20 protein-coding genes and 1 riboswitch are annotated in these 22,003 nt (G+C 44.4%); of the genes, 14 read left to right on the plus strand and 6 right to left on the minus strand.

All coding sequences use genetic code 11. The features are described 5' to 3' along the window. Positions 1-13: 13 nt before the first annotated feature. On the minus strand, positions 14-1,843 hold the full coding sequence (locus tag DEO27_RS26145) for an FAD-dependent oxidoreductase (protein ID WP_112574659.1): 1,830 nt from the start codon (positions 1,841-1,843) through the stop codon (positions 14-16). 109 nt (positions 1,844-1,952) lie between these two features. Here DEO27_RS26145 and DEO27_RS26150 point away from each other — a divergent pair, with 109 nt between their 5' ends. Both DEO27_RS26150 and DEO27_RS26155 read left to right on the plus strand, forming a co-directional pair. Continuing rightward, positions 1,953-2,474, plus strand: coding sequence for a YfiT family bacillithiol transferase (locus DEO27_RS26150; protein ID WP_223818057.1), 522 nt, complete (start codon positions 1,953-1,955; stop codon positions 2,472-2,474). Between the two features lie 198 nt (positions 2,475-2,672). Further along, complete coding sequence (locus DEO27_RS26155; RefSeq protein WP_112574657.1) at positions 2,673-2,987, plus strand: low molecular weight protein tyrosine phosphatase family protein; 315 nt, start codon at positions 2,673-2,675, stop codon at positions 2,985-2,987. Here the strand turns inward: DEO27_RS26155 and DEO27_RS26160 are convergent. The 3 genes from DEO27_RS26160 to DEO27_RS26170 are packed head-to-tail and all read right to left on the minus strand — an operon-like array spanning position 2,984 to position 7,204. Beyond that, complete coding sequence (locus DEO27_RS26160) at positions 2,984-4,072, minus strand: acyl-CoA dehydrogenase (RefSeq protein WP_112574656.1); 1,089 nt, start codon at positions 4,070-4,072, stop codon at positions 2,984-2,986. The two genes, DEO27_RS26155 and DEO27_RS26160, sit on opposite strands and share 4 nt — an antisense overlap. A 35-nt stretch (positions 4,073-4,107) precedes the next feature. Continuing rightward, positions 4,108-4,740, minus strand: a complete 633-nt coding sequence (gene pnuC, locus DEO27_RS26165; RefSeq protein ID WP_112574655.1) for a nicotinamide riboside transporter PnuC — start codon at positions 4,738-4,740, stop codon at positions 4,108-4,110. A 10-nt stretch (positions 4,741-4,750) separates the two neighbouring features. Beyond that, positions 4,751-7,204, minus strand: a complete 2,454-nt coding sequence (locus DEO27_RS26170; RefSeq protein WP_317132972.1) for a TonB-dependent receptor — start codon at positions 7,202-7,204, stop codon at positions 4,751-4,753. A gap of 62 nt (positions 7,205-7,266) precedes the next feature. Further along, positions 7,267-7,485, minus strand: a riboswitch (TPP riboswitch). A 96-nt stretch (positions 7,486-7,581) separates the two neighbouring features. Here DEO27_RS26170 and DEO27_RS26175 point away from each other — a divergent pair. From DEO27_RS26175 to DEO27_RS26220, 10 genes are all read left to right on the plus strand, one after another. Beyond that, positions 7,582-7,818 carry a hypothetical protein gene (locus DEO27_RS26175; protein WP_146750103.1) on the plus strand — a complete coding sequence of 79 codons (237 nt, stop codon included), beginning with the start codon at positions 7,582-7,584 and terminating at the stop codon, positions 7,816-7,818. Continuing rightward, complete coding sequence (locus DEO27_RS26180) at positions 7,803-8,096, plus strand: type II toxin-antitoxin system RelE/ParE family toxin (protein WP_112574652.1); 294 nt, start codon at positions 7,803-7,805, stop codon at positions 8,094-8,096. Before DEO27_RS26175 ends, DEO27_RS26180 begins: the two co-directional genes overlap by 16 nt. A 202-nt stretch (positions 8,097-8,298) precedes the next feature. Further along, on the plus strand, positions 8,299-10,044 hold the full coding sequence (gene aspS, locus DEO27_RS26185; RefSeq protein ID WP_112574651.1) for an aspartate--tRNA ligase: 1,746 nt from the start codon (positions 8,299-8,301) through the stop codon (positions 10,042-10,044). A 63-nt stretch (positions 10,045-10,107) separates the two neighbouring features. After that, positions 10,108-10,572 carry an FKBP-type peptidyl-prolyl cis-trans isomerase gene (locus tag DEO27_RS26190; RefSeq protein WP_112574650.1) on the plus strand — a complete coding sequence of 155 codons (465 nt, stop codon included), beginning with the start codon at positions 10,108-10,110 and terminating at the stop codon, positions 10,570-10,572. Between the two features lie 79 nt (positions 10,573-10,651). Beyond that, positions 10,652-11,107 (plus strand): FKBP-type peptidyl-prolyl cis-trans isomerase, encoded by a 456-nt coding sequence (locus DEO27_RS26195; RefSeq protein WP_112574649.1) that lies wholly within the window; start codon positions 10,652-10,654, stop codon positions 11,105-11,107. Positions 11,108-11,127: 20 nt separating this feature from the next. Further along, positions 11,128-11,595 (plus strand): FKBP-type peptidyl-prolyl cis-trans isomerase, encoded by a 468-nt coding sequence (locus DEO27_RS26200; RefSeq protein ID WP_112574648.1) that lies wholly within the window; start codon positions 11,128-11,130, stop codon positions 11,593-11,595. 113 nt (positions 11,596-11,708) lie between these two features. Beyond that, entirely contained in the window at positions 11,709-12,308 is a 600-nt protein-coding gene (locus DEO27_RS26205; RefSeq protein WP_208645606.1) for a tRNA-(ms[2]io[6]A)-hydroxylase, read from the plus strand. Between the two features lie 202 nt (positions 12,309-12,510). Further along, complete coding sequence (locus DEO27_RS26210) at positions 12,511-13,692, plus strand: sensor histidine kinase (RefSeq protein ID WP_112574647.1); 1,182 nt, start codon at positions 12,511-12,513, stop codon at positions 13,690-13,692. Between the two features lie 5 nt (positions 13,693-13,697). Continuing rightward, the gene (locus DEO27_RS26215; RefSeq protein WP_112574646.1) at positions 13,698-14,399 is read left to right on the plus strand and encodes a LytR/AlgR family response regulator transcription factor; all 702 of its coding nucleotides are present in this window, start codon (positions 13,698-13,700) and stop codon (positions 14,397-14,399) included. Between the two features lie 240 nt (positions 14,400-14,639). Beyond that, complete coding sequence (locus DEO27_RS26220; protein WP_112574645.1) at positions 14,640-16,556, plus strand: gliding motility-associated C-terminal domain-containing protein; 1,917 nt, start codon at positions 14,640-14,642, stop codon at positions 16,554-16,556. Positions 16,557-16,679: 123 nt separating this feature from the next. On the opposite strand, the gene DEO27_RS26225 is transcribed toward DEO27_RS26220, so the two are convergent. Both DEO27_RS26225 and DEO27_RS26230 read right to left on the minus strand, forming a co-directional pair. Further along, positions 16,680-18,281, minus strand: a complete 1,602-nt coding sequence (locus DEO27_RS26225; RefSeq protein WP_112574644.1) for an FAD-dependent monooxygenase — start codon at positions 18,279-18,281, stop codon at positions 16,680-16,682. Then, positions 18,278-18,994 carry an SAM-dependent methyltransferase gene (locus DEO27_RS26230; protein WP_112574643.1) on the minus strand — a complete coding sequence of 239 codons (717 nt, stop codon included), beginning with the start codon at positions 18,992-18,994 and terminating at the stop codon, positions 18,278-18,280. Before DEO27_RS26230 ends, DEO27_RS26225 begins: the two co-directional genes overlap by 4 nt. Positions 18,995-19,048: 54 nt before the next feature. Here DEO27_RS26230 and DEO27_RS26235 point away from each other — a divergent pair, with 54 nt between their 5' ends. Both DEO27_RS26235 and DEO27_RS26240 read left to right on the plus strand, forming a co-directional pair. Further along, complete coding sequence (locus DEO27_RS26235) at positions 19,049-19,765, plus strand: hypothetical protein (RefSeq protein WP_112574642.1); 717 nt, start codon at positions 19,049-19,051, stop codon at positions 19,763-19,765. 233 nt (positions 19,766-19,998) lie between these two features. After that, positions 19,999-21,942: a hypothetical protein gene (locus tag DEO27_RS26240; protein WP_112574641.1), complete on the plus strand. Its 1,944-nt coding sequence runs from the start codon at positions 19,999-20,001 to the stop codon at positions 21,940-21,942. Positions 21,943-22,003 lie beyond the last annotated feature (61 nt).

Below are 22,003 nucleotides of genomic sequence, written 5' to 3' on the forward strand. Positions count from 1 at the left end.
TTCGGAAATACTTCTAATTCATCATTCTTCCTGCAATATCTACCGATCGTGCAAACGGATTGAAAAACCTGTTAGCCAGTATAGCAAACTCGCGGCGGGTTACCGGGCGTTTCATATCAAAAGGTGAATTGAATTTATACTGCTCTCTCCAGGCTTTTTGCATAGCAATTTCCAGCGTGTGCGGGTCGGTTAGCGTGGTTTCGCTGATGAAGGATAGTAGGTTGCCTACAGTAAATACAGCGCCAGGCTTTTCTTTGTTGAACCATAGAAAGCCACGGGTATAGGTTTCTTCCAGTGTAGGTTTAATTTCGGCCGTTGCAACTAATGAATCGGGCTGGAAAAGTAGCCGGGTAGAATTACCCTCTGTTTTTTGTACTCCTTTTAATAATCCTGACGCTCCCACCTGTTGTATCGCCCTGAAATAGGGATCGTTAGGCTTAATATCGGTAAAAGGTATAAGCCATGCTTTAAAGTCGAGCAGTTCGCCCTGGATTATCCTTACGTTTAAGTTTTGAGTAGTGGTTTTAAAAAACGCGCAATAGGCTGCTGTAGCACCGGCCCCCTGCCCTATCGCCATCTGTACGGATGGGTACATGGTGCTTGCATTTACCAGATGCGTTACCGACGTGGCTTTTTCGGTCACCAGCAAATTGTCGAGATCTTTTAACACAATAGCCCCAAGCGGCACACCATAAGCCGGGAAAGGCGGATAGTTTACTTTCGGAGCTCCTGCATCGGTGTAGTGCTGGCCCGGATAAGCATCGCCAACGGCAATTGCAGTACGATAAAGTTTTGATTCGCGGTTATAAGGTTTGTACACATCATCCAACATCATCCGCACCAGGCCTTTTGTAACACGACCGGCTTCGCGCAAATACGGGATATAGGGTAAATGATCGGGCGTGGTAAAACCGTCATCTACTCCAAGGTTTTTATAGCCGAGTTCGGTTTGCAGATAGTAGATCAATCCCAAAGTGTGCAGGCGGGCTTTGACATAAAAGGCTTCCCGGTTTTCTGGTTTTAAATTATCGGCAGTAACGGGGAACTGGTTCCCGCATTCGGCCCATTTGATCATGTATTTATCATTGGGCAGTCTGCCATCGGTAAGCATTTGCTTAATATTTTTTCCTTTAAGGCAGGCATAAGCCGAGGCATCATAGCCTTCGGGCTGGGGAATAGTTTTATCGGCCGAAGCGCCAAAATCTTTCAAAATGGCAATCCATGTTAAATCCTGTAATTGTGCCGATTCATTATCTGGTGCCAGGGCTTCGGTAGTTTGTTTTTTGCTGTCGAAGCCATAAACAAAAGTTTCGCCTGCTTTGGCCGCAACATCGCCGGTTTCGGTGGCATCAATAACAACTTTGGCCTTTACCGTGGTTGTTTTTCCGTCGAGCGAAATGCTCACATCCCAGCCGGTACCGTCTTTTTTTATGCCTGTAAATGGAGTGTTTAATTTTACGGTGAGGTTTTTTACCGTATCGGTTATTTTTTTGAGGATGGCCGCGCCGGTATAAGGCTCAAATCTTAAAGTGGCGTTATAAGCGGTATCGTAGCCTGGTGTTTTACTGTAGAAATCCCTTACCCTGCGCCTGAATTCGCCCCAGATGCCTGTTGGTAAATTGCGGTTGCCCTCAACGATGCACATGCCGCCCGCGGTCATGCTGCCTCCAAGCCAGGGGCCTTGTTCAACCAGCAAGGTTTTAAGTTTGCTTCGTGCGCCTTGTATGGCCGCCGCTGTACCGCTTGCGCCTCCGCCTATTACTAATATGTCGGTTTTAATGGTTTGTGCAAAGGATAGCGTACAGTTAAAAACTAAGAGTACAGCCAGTAGCTTTTTTATCATCAGTTAAATTAAACAATCTACAGAACGCTAAAATAGGCCAAAAGCTTGTGGTACTATAAAATAATAACTAATTTAAATTTTTTTAACATTTATGATGACAGATGAACAAATGAGATACCCAATCGGGAAGTTTGCGCCCCCGGCTTCATACACCGCCGAAGATATGCGCGGTTGGATCGAAGATATAGCCACCTTGCCGGGGAAGTTAAGGCACGCGATTACCGGTCTTAATTATCAGGAACTGGATACGCCATACCGTACCGGGGGCTGGACAATACGCCAGGTAATCCACCATTTGGCCGATAGTCATATGAATTCTATCACCCGTTTTAAGCTTGCCCTTACCGAAGATAACCCAACCATAAAACCCTATGAAGAGGCCGATTGGGCGTTACTGCCCGATTATCGCCTGCCGGTTGAACCCTCATTAAAGATGCTTGAGGGCATCCATCAGCATTTTGTAGCCCTGTTTGAAAGTTTTACCGAAAACGAATGGCCCCGCACATTTATACACCCGGCTTCGGGCGAAACCATATCGCTAAAAAAAGGCCTTGCTACGTATGCCTGGCACAGTAACCACCACCTGGCACATGTAACTGAAACGGTTAAGAGGTTGGTGAAGGTGAGCTGAAAGCCGAAGGCTCAAAGCAAAAAGCTTTTGAACGATGTGGGTATTTTAATTGTCCTTTAGTAACCCATGTCATTGCGAGGAGCGAAACGGGATGAGCCCGAGGTGCGACGTGGCAATCGCATGCTATACAGGGCGAATATGCTTCCGTGCGATTGCTTCGTCGTTCCTCCTCGCAATGACATTTTTATTTAATCCCCTATGCCCAACCTCCTTTTCATTTGCAGTAAAAACCAGTGGCGAAGCCCAACGGCTGAGGCTTTATTCCGAAACCACCCTGAGCACAAAGCTTCATCGGCGGGTACGAGTGATAAAGCGCGCGTGAGGATAAATCAAAAAATGATTGACCGGGCTGATGTGATCTTCGTGATGGAACAGAAGCATAAGGAAATACTGAAACAACGCTTCAGCATAAATGGCAAACAACTAATTGTGCTTGATATTGAAGATAACTACCAGTTCAATGATCCCGAACTGGTAGCTATTTTAAGAAATGTGCTGAGCGAATATCTTTAGTCTTCAAACGTTAACAACGAATGTTGCCCTGCCGTATGAAGATCCCGCCATACCTGGTTGATCTCTGTATCCGGGTTCGCCGCCGATAATCCGCAATAAGTATAAAGTTTATCTACGCTATCTCTTGATGTTTTGGCCAGTTTACGGCTCATGACACTAACCTCCTGCAAGCCATTTTCACCACCGACAGATTCAAAGTTGTCCCATGAGTTATCAACAGCTTTATAAAACGCGGCGCGGATTTCATTAACCAATGTGGTTTGTTCAGCCAGTAATTGTTGGATATATTCTTTTTGAGGATCGGTTAACCTTGGGTTTTTTATGCGCTCAGCAAAGGCTGGTGCGCAGAGGTCAAGAAAATGAACCGCCAGGCCCGAAAGGTTGGCGGCCAGTGTTGCCTCGGCCAATTGTAAAAACGGGTAACGATATAAAGGTTCGTTGACAACCGTATACTCCGGATCGATCCTGAAACAACGGTTTTTATCAACGTAAAGATCTGTTACCTCATAGGCATCGCTTCCGGTGGCCATCATGCCGATATACTTCCATGCCGGAAAAACACGCACATCTTTCCTGTCGAAAACAAAAGGTAATATCAGCGGCTCGCCCTCATCATTCAGAACGGTTTCATCGCCGTTTTTGATGATGCAGTTTGCGGTAATATGAGTTGCATGATGCGCGCCGCTGGCATACTTCCAGGTACCATTGATGATGTAACCATCACCGCTGATGGTAGCTGTTCCGGTTGATGCGCCACTCCCGGCAAAGCATAATTGTGGGTTAGTCATGATCCCGGCCGCGAAATCAGTATTAAGGAAACCGCCGAACCAGCCAGCTCCGCTACACAAGGTTACAACCCAACCCAAACTGCCATTAGCCCAGGCCAGGCTTTCTTCCAATCGTACCATTTGTGGTAAAGCCAGTTGCAAGCCGGAATAAGCCTGAGGTACTAAAAATTTAAACCAACCCTGCTCATAAATAAGCGCCAACTGATCTGGCTGCAGCTTACCTGCCTGTTCGGCTGCCGGGGCTGCTTTCCTGATTATATCAACCCATTCGGGTTTTAAGTTTTGTGATGGATGCATTGTAAATCCCTGTTTTTAAGTAGACCGCCTAACCTCTAATCTCCAACCACTAATCTCTCTTGCTCTACCTGTTTCTTCCACTCAAAATATCCCCATATGGCTATAATAAACAGGAAGATGGTAAGCATGGCAAATAGGGGTAGTTTTTTATAAAACAATAGCGGAACAGCGAAAAAGTTGGAAATGTTCAGGAAAATCCAGTTCTCCATTTTACGGCGGGCCAATAGCCACATGCCTGCCCATGCGGTTGAAGATACCAATGCATCCCAAACCGGTACGTTTGAAGGTGTGAAATATTTGGCAGGCAGGTTTTTGATCAGGAAATAAAATACCACCCAGCCTATAACGCTTATGGCTATACTTATCATCCATTCGTTTTTTGTGGAGTAAGTGATTTTTACCGGGGGCTCATTGCGTTTTTTTATCCAGTAGATCCAGCCGTAAACGCTCATCACAATATAGTATCCGTTTAATAACGATTCGGCATATAAGTGAACGTCCATCAGCAGGTATATGGATATGGCTGTCCCCAGGATACCTGCCGGGTACAGCCATATGTTATTTACGCGGGCAAGCAGCACTTCGGTAACACCCAGCGCCACGGCAAGCCATTGCGGCCAGGTAGTTTCCTTTATTTGTTCAATGAATAAGTCTATCCAATGATTCATTGTTGCTTAATTAAAACCCTAAACTTAACGAAGCCATAAAGTTTCGCGGCGCCTGAGGGAAGTAATAGTTATAGTTAATTACGTGCCCGCCCTCAATATCCGGATAGGTAGCACCGTTGTTTTCATACTTCTCGCTGAAGATATTATTAACCTGCAGGCCGACAGTTATGTTTTTAACCGAGCGTACGCTGAAACTGTACCTCAACCTCACGTCGTTTACGAAAAAGCTATTCAACACGCGGTTGGCAGCATAAGGGTTAGCGGCATTATCCGGTGCGATACCAAAACCTTCAGGATTGCGGTTCATCGTATTATCCAGGTATTGCTTGCCTACATATTTGCTGATAAAAGCGATCTCGCCGCCTTTGATAGGGCTGTAGCTAATTACGCTTGACCCGGTGAGCGATGGAGAATATGCAATGTCTGTTTTGGCAAAAGTTTCTTCAACAAGGGCCCCGTTATCATAATTAGAGAAAAACTGCTGATAGTTTTTGATCTTGTTGGTGCTTAAAGTAGCAGTAACGCCCCAGTTTAACTGGCTGGTAATTTTCACTTTTCCGCTAAACTCTAAACCGGCACGGTAGCTATCTTTTACGTTGGTGCGCACCGGGCTGCCTACGTCATTCAGCGAGCCGGTTAATACCAATTGATTTTTATATAACATATAGAAACCATTCAACTCGCCGCTGAAAACAGGTGAGCTAAAACGGTAACCGGCCTCAAAATCTTTCAGGTTTTCAGCTTTCGGGCGGTTTTGCGGAGGCGATTGTACATAGTCGTCACGATTAGGTTCGTGGTTACCTACCGCAAAGGATGCGTACACATTGCTATGTTCGTTAAACTGATAAGTTACGCCCGCTTTAGGGTTAAAGAAGTTTAACTGCGCCGTTTGCTGGGCGTTGTTAAGGTTTTTGTCGATACCAAAAAACGAATAATTAATATGGCGGTACTGCATATCGGCATACAGCAAAAACTTGTCTACATGCCATTCAGCCCTGCCAAAAATATTGAAGTCTTTCTTTTTGGCATCATCACGGTAATATTGATAGTTAGGGCCAACACCTATGCTTTCCTCGGCAGAAATAATATTGCCATAGTGCGCACCTTTGTATTCGTTATAAGCACCGCCAAGGTTGAAGTTTAGTTTTGTGGTAGGCTGATATTTTAAGGCATAGGTAACACCATAAAAATCGTTATTGAGCCACTGGCGGCGTACAAGGTTAGTGGTTTTAATGGTATCGGTGCCATAAATAACAGGCGTTAAGCCGTAGTTACTTACGTCGTCGTCTTTTTTATATTCCTCATAGTAGCCTTCGCCATGGGTATAGTGTAAGGCCCCGCTGAATGATAGTTTATCCGAAAACTTTTTATCGTACAATAACTGGTAGTGGTTTTGCAGATAGTCGTCAACTTCGTCTTTATAAAACGCGTTGTTGCCCATATAGCCCAATTCGTTATAGGTGCGGTTATCCGAACGGGTATCATCGCCTATCACATAATCGGCTACGCCGTTCCAGGCCTGGTAGGTGCGCTCATGGCCCGAGAATACGTTTAACCTTAAAGTACTGTTATCGCCATAATAGGCACCACTCACAAAAAATGATTTTAACTGGGCTGATGCACGGGCGATATAGCCGTCGGAACGGATTCGCGACAAGCGGCCATCAATACTAAACCTGCCGCCAAGTAAACCTGTACCCATACTCACTGTGTTTTTTACCGAACCGTATGAACCTGCTGAATTATCAAGCTGGGCATAGGCGGTGTCACGGCGGGTTGCTGTTTGTACGTTGATGCTACCGCCAAAAGCACCCGCGCCATTGGTTGAAGTACCCACGCCACGCTGAATTTGCAGGTTATTGATAGAAGAAGCAAAATCGGGCAGGTCGACAAAGAATGCGCCCTGGCTTTCAGCATCATTCAATGGAATGCCGTTAACGGTTACGTTGATGCGTGACGCGTCTGAACCCCTGATCCGGATGCCTGTATAGCCAATACCTGTACCCGCATCTGAGCTAACTACAACCGATGGCGTTTGGTTTAACAGGTAAGGCAAATCCTGGCCGAAATTGTTCTTTTCCAGGTCTTTTTTACTGAGGTTGGTGAATGCCGTTGGTGAGTTTTTGCCCGCACGGGTGGCAATTACCGTTACTTCGTCGGTAGTTAATGTTCCTGAGCCTAATGTAAAATCAAGAATTTTATTTGCATTGACGGCTTCAGTTATGGTTACGGGTTTATATCCTATATAGCTGACTTTTAGCGTATAGTTTCCGTTTTTTAAATTATTGAAACGATACTTACCGGCAGCATCTGTAATGCTATTTTGCTGCGGATTTAAAATAGTAACAGTAGCGCCGGGCAGTGCTTCGCCTGATTGATTGGTCACTTTCCCCGAAATGGAAAGCTGGGCCGATGCCAAAACAGGCGACAGCAGGGCCATTATGGCCACAAATAAATTTTTCAAAATGTGTAAAACAAAAATTTGAGTTAAACCATCTGCACGCCAGGGAGAAGCAGCAGTACACTTAACTTATTTACCTTTATCCCTACGCCGGCATTATCCGGATCAGGTGTGGGGGGAAGTCGTGAGTCGGAAGTTGTTAGCCGGAAGTCGTGATTGACTTAAAACTTAGAACTTAGTACTTATGACTTACTCCCTGGGTATGATCTCAGCCCGTCTTTCAGTTTGGTAAAACAATCTGTAGTTTGTTTTGCAACCAAAGCAAGGCACCCCTTGAGAATTGTATTGGGGCAAAGATATGTTTTGATTTCGGGAATTGGGACTTAATGTTTCAAAATATTGAAACTATATGCGTATTTTTGGTAAAAGCGAGGATTAAAATGACAGCAGTTGAGTTAAAGGAAAAGCTTATAGATAAAATCAATCATACAGATGATGTTGAGTTATTAAATCAAATTTCAAGGGTTATTAATCTTGATACTGAAGCTAATGATATCTACATATTGAGTGCGGATGAAATTAAAGCAGTTAAAGAAGGAATTGATCAAGTTGAAAACGGCAATTTTTTAACAAATGAAGCAGCAAATAATTTGATTGATAAATGCTTAGGGAGATAAAATGGTCAACAAGAGCTATTCAGGAATGGGTAGAAATTTTAGAATATTGGATAGAAAGAAATAAATCAAACATATATAGCTTAAAGCTCGACCATTTATTTAAAGCAAGTTTCGCGATTATCGCAACATCACCCGAAATAGGAAGGCCTACTGACTTTCCGCATGTCCGGATAAAAATCATTCGTGATTACATTGTCTACTATCGAATTACTCCAGAAAATATCGAAATTTTAACGGTTAGAGATAGCCGAAGAGACCCTAAAAAGTTCAATTTGTAAATTAGCCTGTAGCTTTCAAATGATTTCAGAACTTACGATTTGAGTATTTCCTAAAATTTCAAATCTTATTAATCTCTTTATGCCTAAATATGTTTTATAAGGCTTTATTGACTTTTAAATTAACAGGTTACTAAATTCGAAATCCAAAATCCGAAATCCGAAATCAAAATCCTACTTTAGCAAACTTTTATAAAACATTGCTATGCTTAGAACTCATACCTGCGGCGAATTAAATATCAGCCATTTAGGCCAAACCGTTACTTTATGCGGTTGGGTACAAAAATCGCGCGATTTGGGCGGTACTACTTTTATCGACGTGCGCGACCGTTATGGTTTAACCCAATTGATATTTAACACAGATACAGATGCTACGCTGCGCGAAAAAAGCCGTGAACTTGGTCGCGAGTTTGTGATCAAAGTTACCGGTAATGTAATTGAGCGTGCCAGTAAAAATACCAAGATCCCAACCGGCGAAATTGAAATTGTTGTTACGGATATTGAAGTGCTTAACGCGGCCAAATTGCCTCCTTTCCTGATTGAAGACGAAACAGATGGCGGCGAGGAATTACGTGCTAAATATCGTTACCTCGACCTGCGTCGTAACCCTATCCGCAACAACCTGGTACTTCGCCACAAAATGGCCCAGGAAGTGCGTAAATATTTAGATAAGCTTGATTTTATTGAGGTTGAAACCCCAGTATTGATCAAGTCGACCCCGGAAGGTGCGCGCGACTTTGTGGTGCCAAGCCGCATGAACGCGGGCGAGTTTTACGCTTTGCCGCAATCGCCTCAAACTTTTAAACAGTTACTAATGGTAAGCGGTTTCGACCGTTATTTTCAGATTGTAAAATGTTTCAGGGATGAGGACTTACGTGCCGACCGTCAGCCTGAATTTACCCAGATTGACTGTGAGCTTTCATTTGTAAGCCAGGAAGATATCCTGAATATTTTTGAAGGCCTTACCCGTCACCTGTTCAAAACTGTAAAAGGTATTGACCTGGGCGAGGTTCCGCGTATGCTGTATTCGGATGCGATGCGCCTGTACGGATCAGATAAACCTGACGTGCGTTTTGGGATGGAGTTTGTTGAGCTGAGCGATATTGTAAAAGGCAAAGGCTTCAGCATTTTTGATAATGCTGAACTGGTTGTTGGTATCAACGCAAAAGGTTGTGCAAGCTATACCCGCAAACAGGTTGATGAACTAACCGAATGGTTAAAACGCCCTCAAATTGGCGTAACAGGCATGATCTATTGCCGTTACAATGAAGATGGTACCCTGAAATCGTCAGTAGATAAATTCTATAATGAAGATGAGCTAACCAACTGGGCAGCCGCATTCGGTGCTGAAAAAGGCGACTTAATGCTGATTTTGGCCGGTGGTGCTGATAAAGTACGTAAGCAATTGAACGAGCTTCGCCTGGAAATGGGTAGCCGTTTAGGCCTACGAGATAAAAACACATTCGCTCCGCTATGGGTAGTTGACTTCCCGTTATTGGAATGGGATGAAGAGAGCGGCCGTTACCATGCCATGCACCACCCGTTCACGTCGCCAAAGCCGGAGGATATTAATCTTCTGGATACCGAACCCGGAGCAGTACGCGCCAATGCATACGACCTGGTGATCAATGGTACCGAAATTGGCGGTGGTTCTATCCGTATCCATGACCGTGGTTTGCAATCACTGATGTTCAAGCATCTTGGTTTCTCGCCAGAGGAAGCACAAAAACAATTCGGCTTCCTGATGGATGCCTTTGAGTACGGCGCACCTCCACATGGTGGTATCGCGTTTGGTTTCGACCGCCTGGCATCAATATTTGCCGGCCTGGATTCTATCCGTGATGTGATCGCCTTCCCTAAAAACAATTCGGGCCGCGATGTGATGATCGATTCGCCATCAACTATTGCCGAAGCGCAAATGACCGAGCTGAAAATTAAAACAACGGTTTAATCAACCCAAAACATAAACTAAGCCCCCTTTATTGCAAAGGGGGCTTTTATTTGGATACCCATCATGAAAAAATACCTTTTATTGCTAAGCGCGGTTATCATTACGCTGATGATGTCATGCGATAACTCCGTTAAACTGAATCAGGAAAAACAGGCTAAAACAGATGATTCGCTGATCCGCGTTTACCTGAAAGCTAATCCGCAGCTTAAAGTGCAGAAACACTCGTCGGGCATTTACTTCCAGGTTTTATCTGAAGGTAAAGGCCAGCACCCGACCGAAAGCTCGATGGTTACGGTAAATTATACCGCGGCTTTACTAAATGATATGGTGGTTGATAAGGCAAGTGGCTTTTCAAGTCCATTGGATCATTTAATTAAAGGCTGGCAAATAGGCATTCCGCTGGTGAAAGAGGGCGGTACCATATTACTCATTGTACCCTCGGGGCTTGCTTATGGTGCTAATGGCGTAGGCCGGATTCCTGAAAACTCGGTATTGGTGTTTACTGTAGATTTAACAGAATTTAAGTAAATCGGCCAAAATAAGTTGAATGTTGTAGCGTTCTGTAGCTTTTACCCGTCAAATTAACTAAAACAGAACTATTAACTCAATGAAGAAATTTCTATTATTCGTATTCGCCCCTCTGGTGATCCTCGCTTCATGCTCAAAAGACAAATTCGACGCTTCAAAACAGGCAGCTGCAGATGATGCCGCTATTAAAGCTTACATCGGTACCGATACTGCTTTTCATGCTACCGCCGATGGTTCTGGTGTTTATTATAAAATTGTAACACAGGGCACCGGCGCAAAGCCAACCGCGTCATCAACAGTTAAGGTAACCTATACCGGGAAACTATTGGCCGGAACCACATTTGATTCAGGTACTATCAACCAAAGCCTCAGCGGCCTTATCGCTGGCTGGCAATCTGGTCTGCCTTACTTAAAAGCAGGCGGCCGCATAATTTTAGTGATCCCTTCAAGGGAGGGCTATGGCAACACTGCTAAAGATGGTATCCCTGCAAATTCGGTTTTGATATTTACAATTGATCTGCTTAGTTTTAGCTAATTCAATTACCAAAGCCTGAAATGAGAAAAAACCTGTTGCTGTTGTTATTGGCGCCGCTATTGGTGCTGTCTGCATGTTTTAAAGATAAATCGGCCGATCCGCAGCAAAACGTTTTGAACGAGGACGGCAATATCAAAATTTACCTTGCAGCACATCCCGAAATCAGCGCGACGAAGGATACTTCAGGGCTTTATTATCAGATTATTACACCGGGAACAGGTACTCATGCCGGGCCAAATGCAACGGTTACTATCGACTACTCGGCGCAATTGCTTAGTGGCGTAAGTATAAATGGGCAAACAGATTACAGCAATAAACTCAATGTGCTGCTCACAGGCTGGCAAATCGGTATCCCGATGATTGCTGCCGGAGGCGAGATCCTGCTTATTGCTCCTTCCCGCTTAGCGTATGGCGTATATGGCACCAGCCAGATCCCGCCTAACTCTATCGTTATCTTTGATATCAAGCTCAAAAAAATAGAGCAATAAAAAAGTGAAATAAGGCTATCCGTAAAGGATGGCCTTTATTTTTTTACCCTTCGTAGTGACAACCTTTTGCCTTTCGCCTTTAACCTTTCGCCTCCAACAACTATCTTTGTACCGTGAGCGAGAAAACCATTTTAAAACTGCAGCTGCCTACCGATCCGCTTTGGGTTAAGAACGTGGTGGAGAGCAATATCGAAGAGATTTTGACCGATCATGCTTTTTGCGAACAAAAGGCGGCAAGTAATGCTATTACCCTTATTGTCCAAAATCCTAACCTGAGCGAGCTGGTACAGGAGATGGCGCTGCTGGTGCAGGAAGAAATGGATCATTTTAAACGCGTGCATGATATTATACTTGAGCGTGGCTATATCCTTGGCCGTGAGCGTAAGGATAACTACGTAAACGAGCTCAGAAAATTTATTATTGTGGGTGGTGGCCGCGAAGCTCAGTTGATTGACAGGCTGTTGTTTTCGGCCATGATTGAGGCCCGCAGCTGTGAGCGTTTTAAGGTGCTCTCCGAGAATATTAATGATGAACAATTAGCTGCCTTTTATCACGAGCTGATGATAAGCGAAGCAACCCACTACTCCATGTTCATTCGCCTAGCCAAAAAATACGCCGAAGAAATAGATGTTGATGCCCGCTGGAAGCAATTCCTGGAGTATGAAGCCCATGTGATCCAGAATTACGGCAAGGGCGAGACCATTCATGGGTAAGTTTCAATAAAAATGCGTCATTGCGAGGAACGAAGCAATCCCTAACCATACAGGGATGACCTGCAAATCGGGGATTGCTTCGTTCCTCGCAATGACGTTTTGTGCCTATCTTGTTATTAGTTAGCCCCAAACTCATCCACACAATTCTGTAAAATACCGACACTTGCTTTTATTGCTGTAACATAATGCGTTATTTTACATAATGTCGCGTTTTAAAGCATTTTCGGTTGTGATACATATTGCGGGATGGCTGCTATTCATGGCCTTTCCGCTGGTGTTTTTAAATAGCCGGGCTTTTTACAATACTTCCATTACCACTTTTTTACAGAAGCCGGCCTACTGGGTGTTTTGCGTTACCTATATGGTGCTTTTTTATTCAAACGCATACGTTTTCATTCCAAGGTTTTTTCTGAAAAAGAAATATGCTATTTACAGCGTCATAGTTGTGGTATTATTAGCCGGAGTTTACCTGCTTCGCCCTTTTGACAAGTTAATGCGCAGTACCGATGGCTGGCGAATGATGAACGGCATGATGATGCGGCATCGCCCTCCGTTTGGTGGCGAGCGTTTTGGTAATGGCTCTTTTGGTGTTCCTCCGGACGATACCGCCGCCGCGTTTGACCGCCCGCCCTTCCGCTCTGACTCAGCTTATTTTAAAGCGCAGTCTCAGTGGCGCCGGCACCGCATGCGGCCGCTCGATAGCACCAGCCTGTTCATCTTCCTGATGATCATGGCGCTGAGCATGGCAATAAAAACAGTGCAGCAATGGCAACTAACGGAGCAACGCGCGGCCCGGGCCGAGGCCGATAAAACCAATGCCGAACTGTCGTTTCTGAAAGCGCAGATCAATCCGCATTTTTTGTTCAACACCTTGAATAATATCTATACCCTTGCGGCTATTAAAGATGATAACGCGGCAGATAGCATCATGAAGCTATCAAACATTATGCGTTATGTTACCGATGATGTTGCCGAAGATTTTGTTCCGCTGCAAAGCGAAATAGATTGTATCAGCGACTATATCGAGCTGCAGCGTCTTCGTATCGGCAAAAACACCAAAGTTAATTTTGAAGTTAAAGGCGATATCGACCATAAACAGATAGCCCCATTGGTAATGATGACCTTTGTTGAAAATGTTTTTAAATACGGGGTGAGTAAACATGAACCATCTGATATTGATATCAGCGTAGATATCCAGGGGGTAAAAATCTCGTTTTACTGCAAAAACCGCATCTTCGGTGTACAAAAAAGCGATTATCAGCGTACGGGAATTGGCATCAACAATACAAAAAAGCGTCTGGATCATTTATACCCCAACAAACATTTATTAAGCATAAGCAGTCTGAATAATGAGTATATTGTTCAACTTACTTTACAAGCTTAAATGATATGGTGCTTAAATGTATAGCCATTGATGACGAACCGCTGGCCTTAAGGCTCATAAACGATTATGTGTCCCGTTTTCCGGCGTTGCAAATGGTTAATACTTTTGAAGACGCCATATCCGGCGCGGAATTTTTAAAGCACAATCCGGTAGACCTGCTTTTTGTTGATATCAACATGCCCGACATTACCGGGATCGACCTGGTACGTTCGCTGGATGTGAAGCCTATGGTGATATTTACCACAGCCCATAAAAATTTCGCGTATGAAGGCTTTGAACTGGAAGCCCTTGATTATGTTTTAAAGCCCATTGATATTAAGCGCTTCACCAAAGCTGTTGAAAAGGCTGTCGATTACTACAAATACAGAAGCAAGCCCGCCGAAGAAGCGGCGGAGGAAAGCCTGTATGTGTACTCCGAATACCGTATGGTTAAGATAGATCTGGGTACTATTGAATATATAGAAAGCATGGAGGATTATATCAAGATCCACATCACCAACGAGAAAACCATCCTTACACTGATGCCTATGAAAAAGGTATTGGAAAAACTCCCCGCAAGCAAATTTCAGCGCATCCACCGCAGCTATATCGTACCTGTAAACAAGATCCGTTCCATCCAAAACCGCAAAGTTCAGCTAACCGATGTTGAGTTGCCGATAAGCGAAAGTTATAACGATTTCGCGCGCAACTGGGCAAAGCAGAAGTGAAAGTATTTCAGAGCGTTTACCTTATTTGCCGGTAAATTATCAGTCCCGTTAAGTTCGCCTATACAAAACTGTGATTCATCGATACAATATTGATGAATAGCTGCCATGCCCGCATATTTATGTCATAAACCAATTATAACCCCATAAATGGTTTATTAGTACCCCTTTTCATAATAGTTGCGATAGTAGCGTCTGTGTGTTAGTAGTACATGCAGGCGCTTTTTTAAAAACAGTATTCCGTTGGAAGCAAAAAAGTTACTCCCCCTAATCAGCTTTTTTCTCATCTTATTAGTTCGTAAAACAAATGCGCAAAGCCTCGGCGATCCGGTTGTGAGTATCACTTTTGGTTCCGGAACCTCAACACACTCTGGCGCGTTGCCTGCCGACTCTGGGTCGACGAGCTATCCTTACAGTAGTGCCGATTTTCCGAGTGATGGTTATTATACCATTGAAAATACTACTGCTGGTGCGGGCAATGTTTGGTGGTCGGCAACAGATCATACAGGTAATACAGGAGGGTACATGATGGTAGTAAATGCCAGTAGATCCTTAACCGATTATTTTTATAAACGGACGATTACCGGGTTATGCTCTAATACCACCTACCAATTCTCGGCCTGGGTGGTGAACCTGTTGAGGAGCAATGATATCAGTCCGCCAAACATCACGTTCGCCATAGAAAAGACCGATGGGACAACTATTCAAAGTTATAATACTGGTACCATTGCCCGTACCAGTGGCACTTATAAATGGGTACAGGAGTCATTTAATTTTACCCTGCCTGCAGGTGTTGGCGATGTGGTGATCAAGATGATCAATAACAGCGCGGGAGGTGCTCCGGCTAACGACCTGGCTATTGACGATATCGTTTTTCGCCCCTACGGGCCGGTCATAGCGGCAAGTTTCAGCAGTTCAAGCTCAACCTTAACCGCAGCGGCCTGTTCTGATGTTCCTCAAACTTATACGCTTAGCACTACTATCCCCAGCGGGTATACGGTTTTATGGCAGTCTAAAAACGGCAATGGCGCCTGGACAGATCTTACCGGGACAAATAGCACCAGTTCGACCTACCAGATCGTATCACCAACAGTGGCCGGAACTTATTATTATCGCGCCGTAACGGCACAGGCAGGGAACATCAATTCGGCACTTTGCAGGTCGGCATCAAATGTGCTTACGCTGACTGTCGGGGCGCCGCCTTCATCAACAGCAACAGCCAATACGCCGGTATGCGCGGGCACAACATTGTCGCTAAATGCATCAACCGGAGTAAGCTATAAATGGACGGGGCCAAATGGTTTTACATCGGTACTTCAAAACCCAACCATCGATAATGTGACGGCCGCGGCTGCCGGAAATTATTCGGTTACCATTAAATCGTCATCGGGATGCGAGGTTACAGTTCCGTTATCGGTGATTGTGAATGCCCAGCCTGTTGCAGCTGTAGCGCCGGTTGAGCCAATATGCGAAGGCAGTTCGGTAACCTTAAATGCCAGCGGTGGCTCAACCTATTCATGGTCGCCCACTACAGGTCTTTCTGATGCAGGTATTGCCAATCCGGTAGCAAGCCCCACAGATACCACGCTTTATACGGTTACCGTAAGTAACGGAACCTGTACTTCAACCGCTCAGGTTCAGGTTAACGTACTTAAAAAGCCGGTAGCTAATGCGGGTCCCGACAGGCACATTACCCATGGACAGTCAGTTACGTTAAACGGCAGTGCCAAGGGAACAAATGTAAGCTATTACTGGACCCCGACCGATAACCTGAGCAGCAGCCTTGAACTGAAGCCAACAGCGTCACCGCTTGAAGACATTACCTATACTCTGCACGTGGTATCAAACTCCGGCTGCGGCGATGAAGCTACCGACGAAGTATTTGTGCGTGTTTACAAAAAAGTGGTGATCCCAAATACCTTTACACCCAATGGCGATGGTGTTAACGACACCTGGAACATTGAAGCATTGGACACCTATCCAACTTCAACTACACAAGTATTTAACCGCTACGGCGGACTGGTATTTAAAAGTACCGGCTACCCCAAAGCCTGGGACGGCAAATACAGCGGTCAGGATATCCCATCGGGCACATACTATTACGTAATAGATTTAAAAAATGGCAATGTGATGAGCGGCTGGGTGATGGTGATGAGGTGATTTTTGGTTCATGGATGATAGTTCATAGTTCATGGCTGAATTGCAGGGCGGATGGCTTTTAGCTTGATAGTCAACAGCCGAATTGCAAAGTGAACAAAGGTGACCATTACCATGAACCATGATCTATAAACCATGAACTACCCCCGCTACATTCAGCAGGTAATTATCCATCATATCAATATCCACTACATCATTTAAAAAGCCAATGTGCATATCGGGCCGGATGATGAGTGCTTTCTTTTGATTTTCCTTGACGTCGAAAGCATCAAAAATGTGTTGGTTTTTGGTTGATGGGGGCAGGTAAAAAAAGTTGAGGCTGGCCCCGTAGTTCTGAGTGATCCATTTGGCTAAGGTAAACAGGTCGATCTCTTTGAGTTTGCCTAAGCAAATGAGCGTAAAGCCGGGTTTGCTGCACCATTCATGCAGATCGGTTTCCAGCTGGCGTTTTTCGTCGAAAACCTTGAGATAAGGCAGCCTGTCGCCTGCTTTGATCTGGCTGGCATGGCTTAGGTTAAGGTTTATGCTGCTATCGCGATAGGCGATGCCGGTTTGTGACACGCGTTTAAAAAATGCCTCGCGCAAATGAGGTTTACTCCATACCCATTTTAAAACTACGGGCAGTAAATACTTCTTCAGCAAATTAATAAACCAGTTGCGCGACAGGATCATTTTAAAAATACGGTCGGTGGTATTGAGCAGATCTTTAGCTACCGGCATTCTTTCCTGCGCGTAGCTATCTAAAACCGATGCTTTAAGCTGGTTATTAACAATGCCGGCCAGTTTCCAGGCCAGGTTATAGGCATCCTGCAAGCCCGTGTTCATACCCTGCCCGCCAACCGGCGAATGGATATGTGCGGCATCGCCAATTAAAAAGCAGCGTTGCTCCCTGAATTTATCGGCCATGCGGTGGTGCAGGCGATAAGTGGTGAACCAGTTGGTTTGCTCAACAATGATCTGTTGTTTAGTTACTTCCCGCAGGTGCGGTAGTGCTTCTTCAATTTGCAATTCATCTTTCTTATCAAACGCATCGGGAAGGTTACCTACCACGCGATAACTCCGTTCATCGGGCATTGGGAAAAAGCCCGCGAACCCTTTTTTTGACAGGAACAGGTTTACTTTATCGCCAAAATCTGCATCTATTTTGATATCGGCCAAATAAAACTGGTGCTGATAGGTATCGCCGTTAAAAGGAATGTTCAGCTGCTTACGTACGGTGCTGTGCGCGCCGTCGGCGCCAATCAGCCAATCGCAGGTAATGGTTTGTTTATCCTCGCCACTTTGCAGCTGCAGGGTTACTTTTTCGGTATTTTGATTTAAGGATAGCAGCGAAGTATTCCAGTAAACGGGGCAGCAATTGAGTGTGATAAAATCCAGCAATAACCGCTCGTTTTTGCTCTGTGGATACATCTGGATAAAAGGAAAAGCTGTTTGAGCTTCGCCAACGTTTGAAAGTGAAAGACCGGCTACCTCTTCCCCTTCCTGGTTAAATTGAACACCGCCACCACGTTTGCCATCGATGAGCACCTTATCTATAATGCCCATTTGCCTGTAAATCTCCATAGACCGTGCCTGGACTGCCAACGCTTTTGAATGCGAAGTTGGGCCCTGCCTGCTATCGATAATTACCGGCTGCACACCATAGCGCAAAAGCTGGGCGGCCATCATCAAACCCGATGGGCCGGCGCCTACAATTACAACCGGGGTATGCTGCTGGCTTATGGTCATTTATTGCCGTGATAGAGTAAAAAGATGGTTGGGCGTTTATGCAGATCGGGCACCTTCTTTTGCCAATCGGCAATGGTTTTGGTTTGTACCAACTCGGTAGCGGCTGTAAGATCGCAGGCTATACAGAGTTTGGTTTTAGGGTTACCGCTTTTCAGAATCTCCTCAAGCATAGGGTTATTGCGGAAAGGTGTTTCAATAAACATCTGGGTTTGATCGAGCTTTATTGCCGTACTTTCCAGTTCTTTGATTTTTTTGGCGCGAAGCACTTTATCAATAGGCAGGTAACCATGAAAGGCGAAACTTTGACCGCTAAAGCCCGAAGCCATCAGCGCCAGTAAAATGGAGCTTGGGCCAACTAAAGGCACAACCTTAATACCCATGCGATGGGCTTTATCCACAATCTCAGCTCCCGGATCGGCTACGCCAGGACAGCCGGCTTCGCTCATCAGGCCGACATCATTACCGGCTTGCAGGCCTTTAAAAAAGTCGGCGTTGCCCATATCGCGGTTATGTTTGCCATAATCGTGAATAACGAGTTCGCTTTGCGGGGTTTTCAGTCCGGCTTCTTTTAAAAAGCGGCGGGCGGTTTTTTCGTTCTCCACAATGTATTCTTTGATACTGTTTATGGTATCAACCAGGTATGGCGTAAATGATTTAGCGGCCGCGTCATCGGCCAATGGTACGGGAATTAAATAAAGGGTTCCATAGGGCATATTGCAAAGTTGGTGTTTTTTGTTTAAATTAAGCTATCAAAAGGAGGCGGAAAAATGAGACAGTTAGGTGCAAATTGGTTTATTGAAGGTCATATTGATTTTGAATACAAAAAATATATCCTGTTAAGCTATCTGCAGGAAATTAACAGCCATTTCGATAACAGCCGCTTATACCCTAACCTGGCCGACCTGATTTTCCACTATAATAACCTCATCGATTTCAAAACGAATAAATCACTGTTACAGCAGGCTTTTCCGCAACGCTTATCCCAGGCCGATATTGATGCCGTAAAGCTTACCTATCAAAAGATCATCACCGATGATCAGAGCATGCAGGAGATAGAGCATATCATTACCTATGCTCTCGGCAAAATAGATCCGGCTATAAAAACCGGCAGGGATATTTATGATTTTGTTGAAAGGCATGTTAATATCGATCCTGTGGGTATTATCCCTTTAATGCCTTACCATGGCTATTTCTCGCTGCGTAACGGCAAGGAAAGTACCAACCGGATATATGAATACCAGATTACTATTTTTGAGGGCAAGGACGATAAATACCGCGGCATCAATATATCTTTTGTTGATACCTATGAGCAAAGCATAGCCAATACTCCCGAAAGTATCAAATTGCACCTCATTAACCGTAATAAATTTATACCCAACCCGGCTGTTTATTATGTACACAGTGATATTACTTTCCCACTTGAGCAAACGCTGTTGCCTGTGGCTAAAAGGAGTTTGGTGAAGTTTATCTCTAATGCGGCGTAAAAGCATTTAACTATAGGTGCTGTCATAATCTTTCCCAAAAAGCTGCTTTACAGAGATAAACATTTATATTCGTTACCAAATAAACCTGAAATAGAAAGGCAATAAGTTGCGTACTTATGCCTTATTTTTTAACCAGTAAAATAACTGTAAAGCTGACATTATCTGATTGTGCATTATTTGGCGAGTCTAAAATGACGTGCAAATTTTAAGATGCTCCCCCAATTTATAATCATATGAGAAAACTTTTAATCGCGTTCCTTTTGTTAAATGGCTTTGTAAGTCAGGCTCAAATTAAGCCCTCGGGTATTCTGTTAAATGATAAAAATGCCCGGGTCAAAACCGCTAAGGAATTTTCGGTAGTATCTGCTTCAGATAGCAATCATCCGGTTGAATTAACTTTTCAAACTCATACTTGCGTTGGCGTGAGCCGGGAAGATAATAAATGGTACGTTCTGCCTTTAAATGACGCCTCTGGTAAAATCAGCGCAAATACAAATTTGTGGATCCTGCCGCAGAACGCGCTTTCCAAGGACAACTCATATTTGATCAAATTATCAGGAAGCGACTCGGTTACGGCCGTTTCTGAAAACGACCGGTTAAAGGTAAATGTATACTCCAAAAAATTTGAGTTGTATACCGCCGAAGCCCGCCCGCATAGCGATTGTTTTAATAACCGTTATGCCCTCAACATACAAGGCGGCGATGCTTTTGCAAACACCCTGGCCGGTTTTTACTGGGGAACCATGTTGCAATCGGTAATTGAAAAAACTAAGGCCAAAAATTATCCTTATTCAAGTGGGTATGTTATCAGCACCTTAAATCCTAAGGCTTATGCCGGTTCATACCCGGATGTTGATCACGAATTTCAGATAAAGGGGCGGCTGGCTTTTGCCTCTGATCTTGATATTGACGTAGTAAGGCGCATGATGGAACTTCAGTTTAAATTGATGCAGGATGACCCAGAAGGTTTGTTTAGAGATCCATGTTCTGTACAGCCCAGTGGCGAACGCGAATATCATATCCGCAGGAACAGTCAAAATAATAAGGTAAATGCCAATATGTTTTTATTAACCGGCAATATGGAAATTCAGGAAGAGGCATTCCATTATTTTGAAGCCACCAAAGATTCTGCATGGCTCAGTAAAAACATCGAAAACCTTGAAAAGGCCGCCGCGCTTACTATTGCAAACACAGATCAGTATGGGCGTGTATGGTCTGACGTATATTATGAAGACCAGGTAATGAAAGATGGCCGGGAAACAATGTCGGGCGCGTTGGCAGCTTATACTTTTCAATTGCTGGCACAAATGGAAAGCATTTTGAACCGGGGAAATAAATCAGATTACTATGCTGGATTTTCAAAAAAGATAGCCCATCAATTGGTTCAGCCATTACCACAGGGTTTTTGGGATGAGCAGGAACAACGGTTTGTGGATTGGGTAGACAGAAGCGGCGTAAAACACAATCACATTCACTTACTGGCCAATATTTTGCCTGCCATGTTTGGTTATACGACAGAAGCTCAAACCCAGGCGGTTGCCAAGCTGGTTAACTCAAACCTGGCCGAATTTCAACGGTTCCCGAGTTTTATCTCGGCAGATGTAGCAGCCTATGACAAAAATGAAATAGGCGATGGCGGCCCCTATGATCTTTGCGCCGCCGGACGTTACTGGTGGTGGGATGCTTCATACTGGAAATGGCTTAACAACAACGAGATGCTGTATAATCAACTTAAAACCGTTGCTGCCGAGGCTGTTAAAGATTCTTATTACATGGGCGAAAGGTACGATATGAACCATGTTTACTACGTTGACAATAAAGACTGGCACGGTGCAGATATGTATTATGAATATCCCTGCGTTTATACATCCATTTTGATAGATAATTATTTAGGAATTCAGCACACCTTAAATGCCGATTTAAGCATTAAGCCCAAGGTTAACGGATATGGCACAATTGAATTTACAAATCCGCTATACAATATTCGTTATACAATTACTGCAAAAGGGTTTAAGCTAAAGAACCTGTCCAACAAGCCAAGGCGTTTTGCTGTGGATCTATCATCGGTATTTAAAGGGAAGCAATTGAAATTGGCTGGTAAGTTGAGAATAGAAAGCCCGGATGCTGTAATTACGTTAGCGGCGAATGAAGAAGCGAATTGGGTTTTAAGTAATTGATAGAAAAGCGCTTCATCATGTCATTGCGAGGCACAAAGCAATCCCAAACTATACAGGACGG

This window comes from Mucilaginibacter rubeus (genome assembly GCF_003286415.2).
GTDB classification, from domain to species: Bacteria; Bacteroidota; Bacteroidia; order Sphingobacteriales; family Sphingobacteriaceae; genus Mucilaginibacter; species Mucilaginibacter rubeus_A.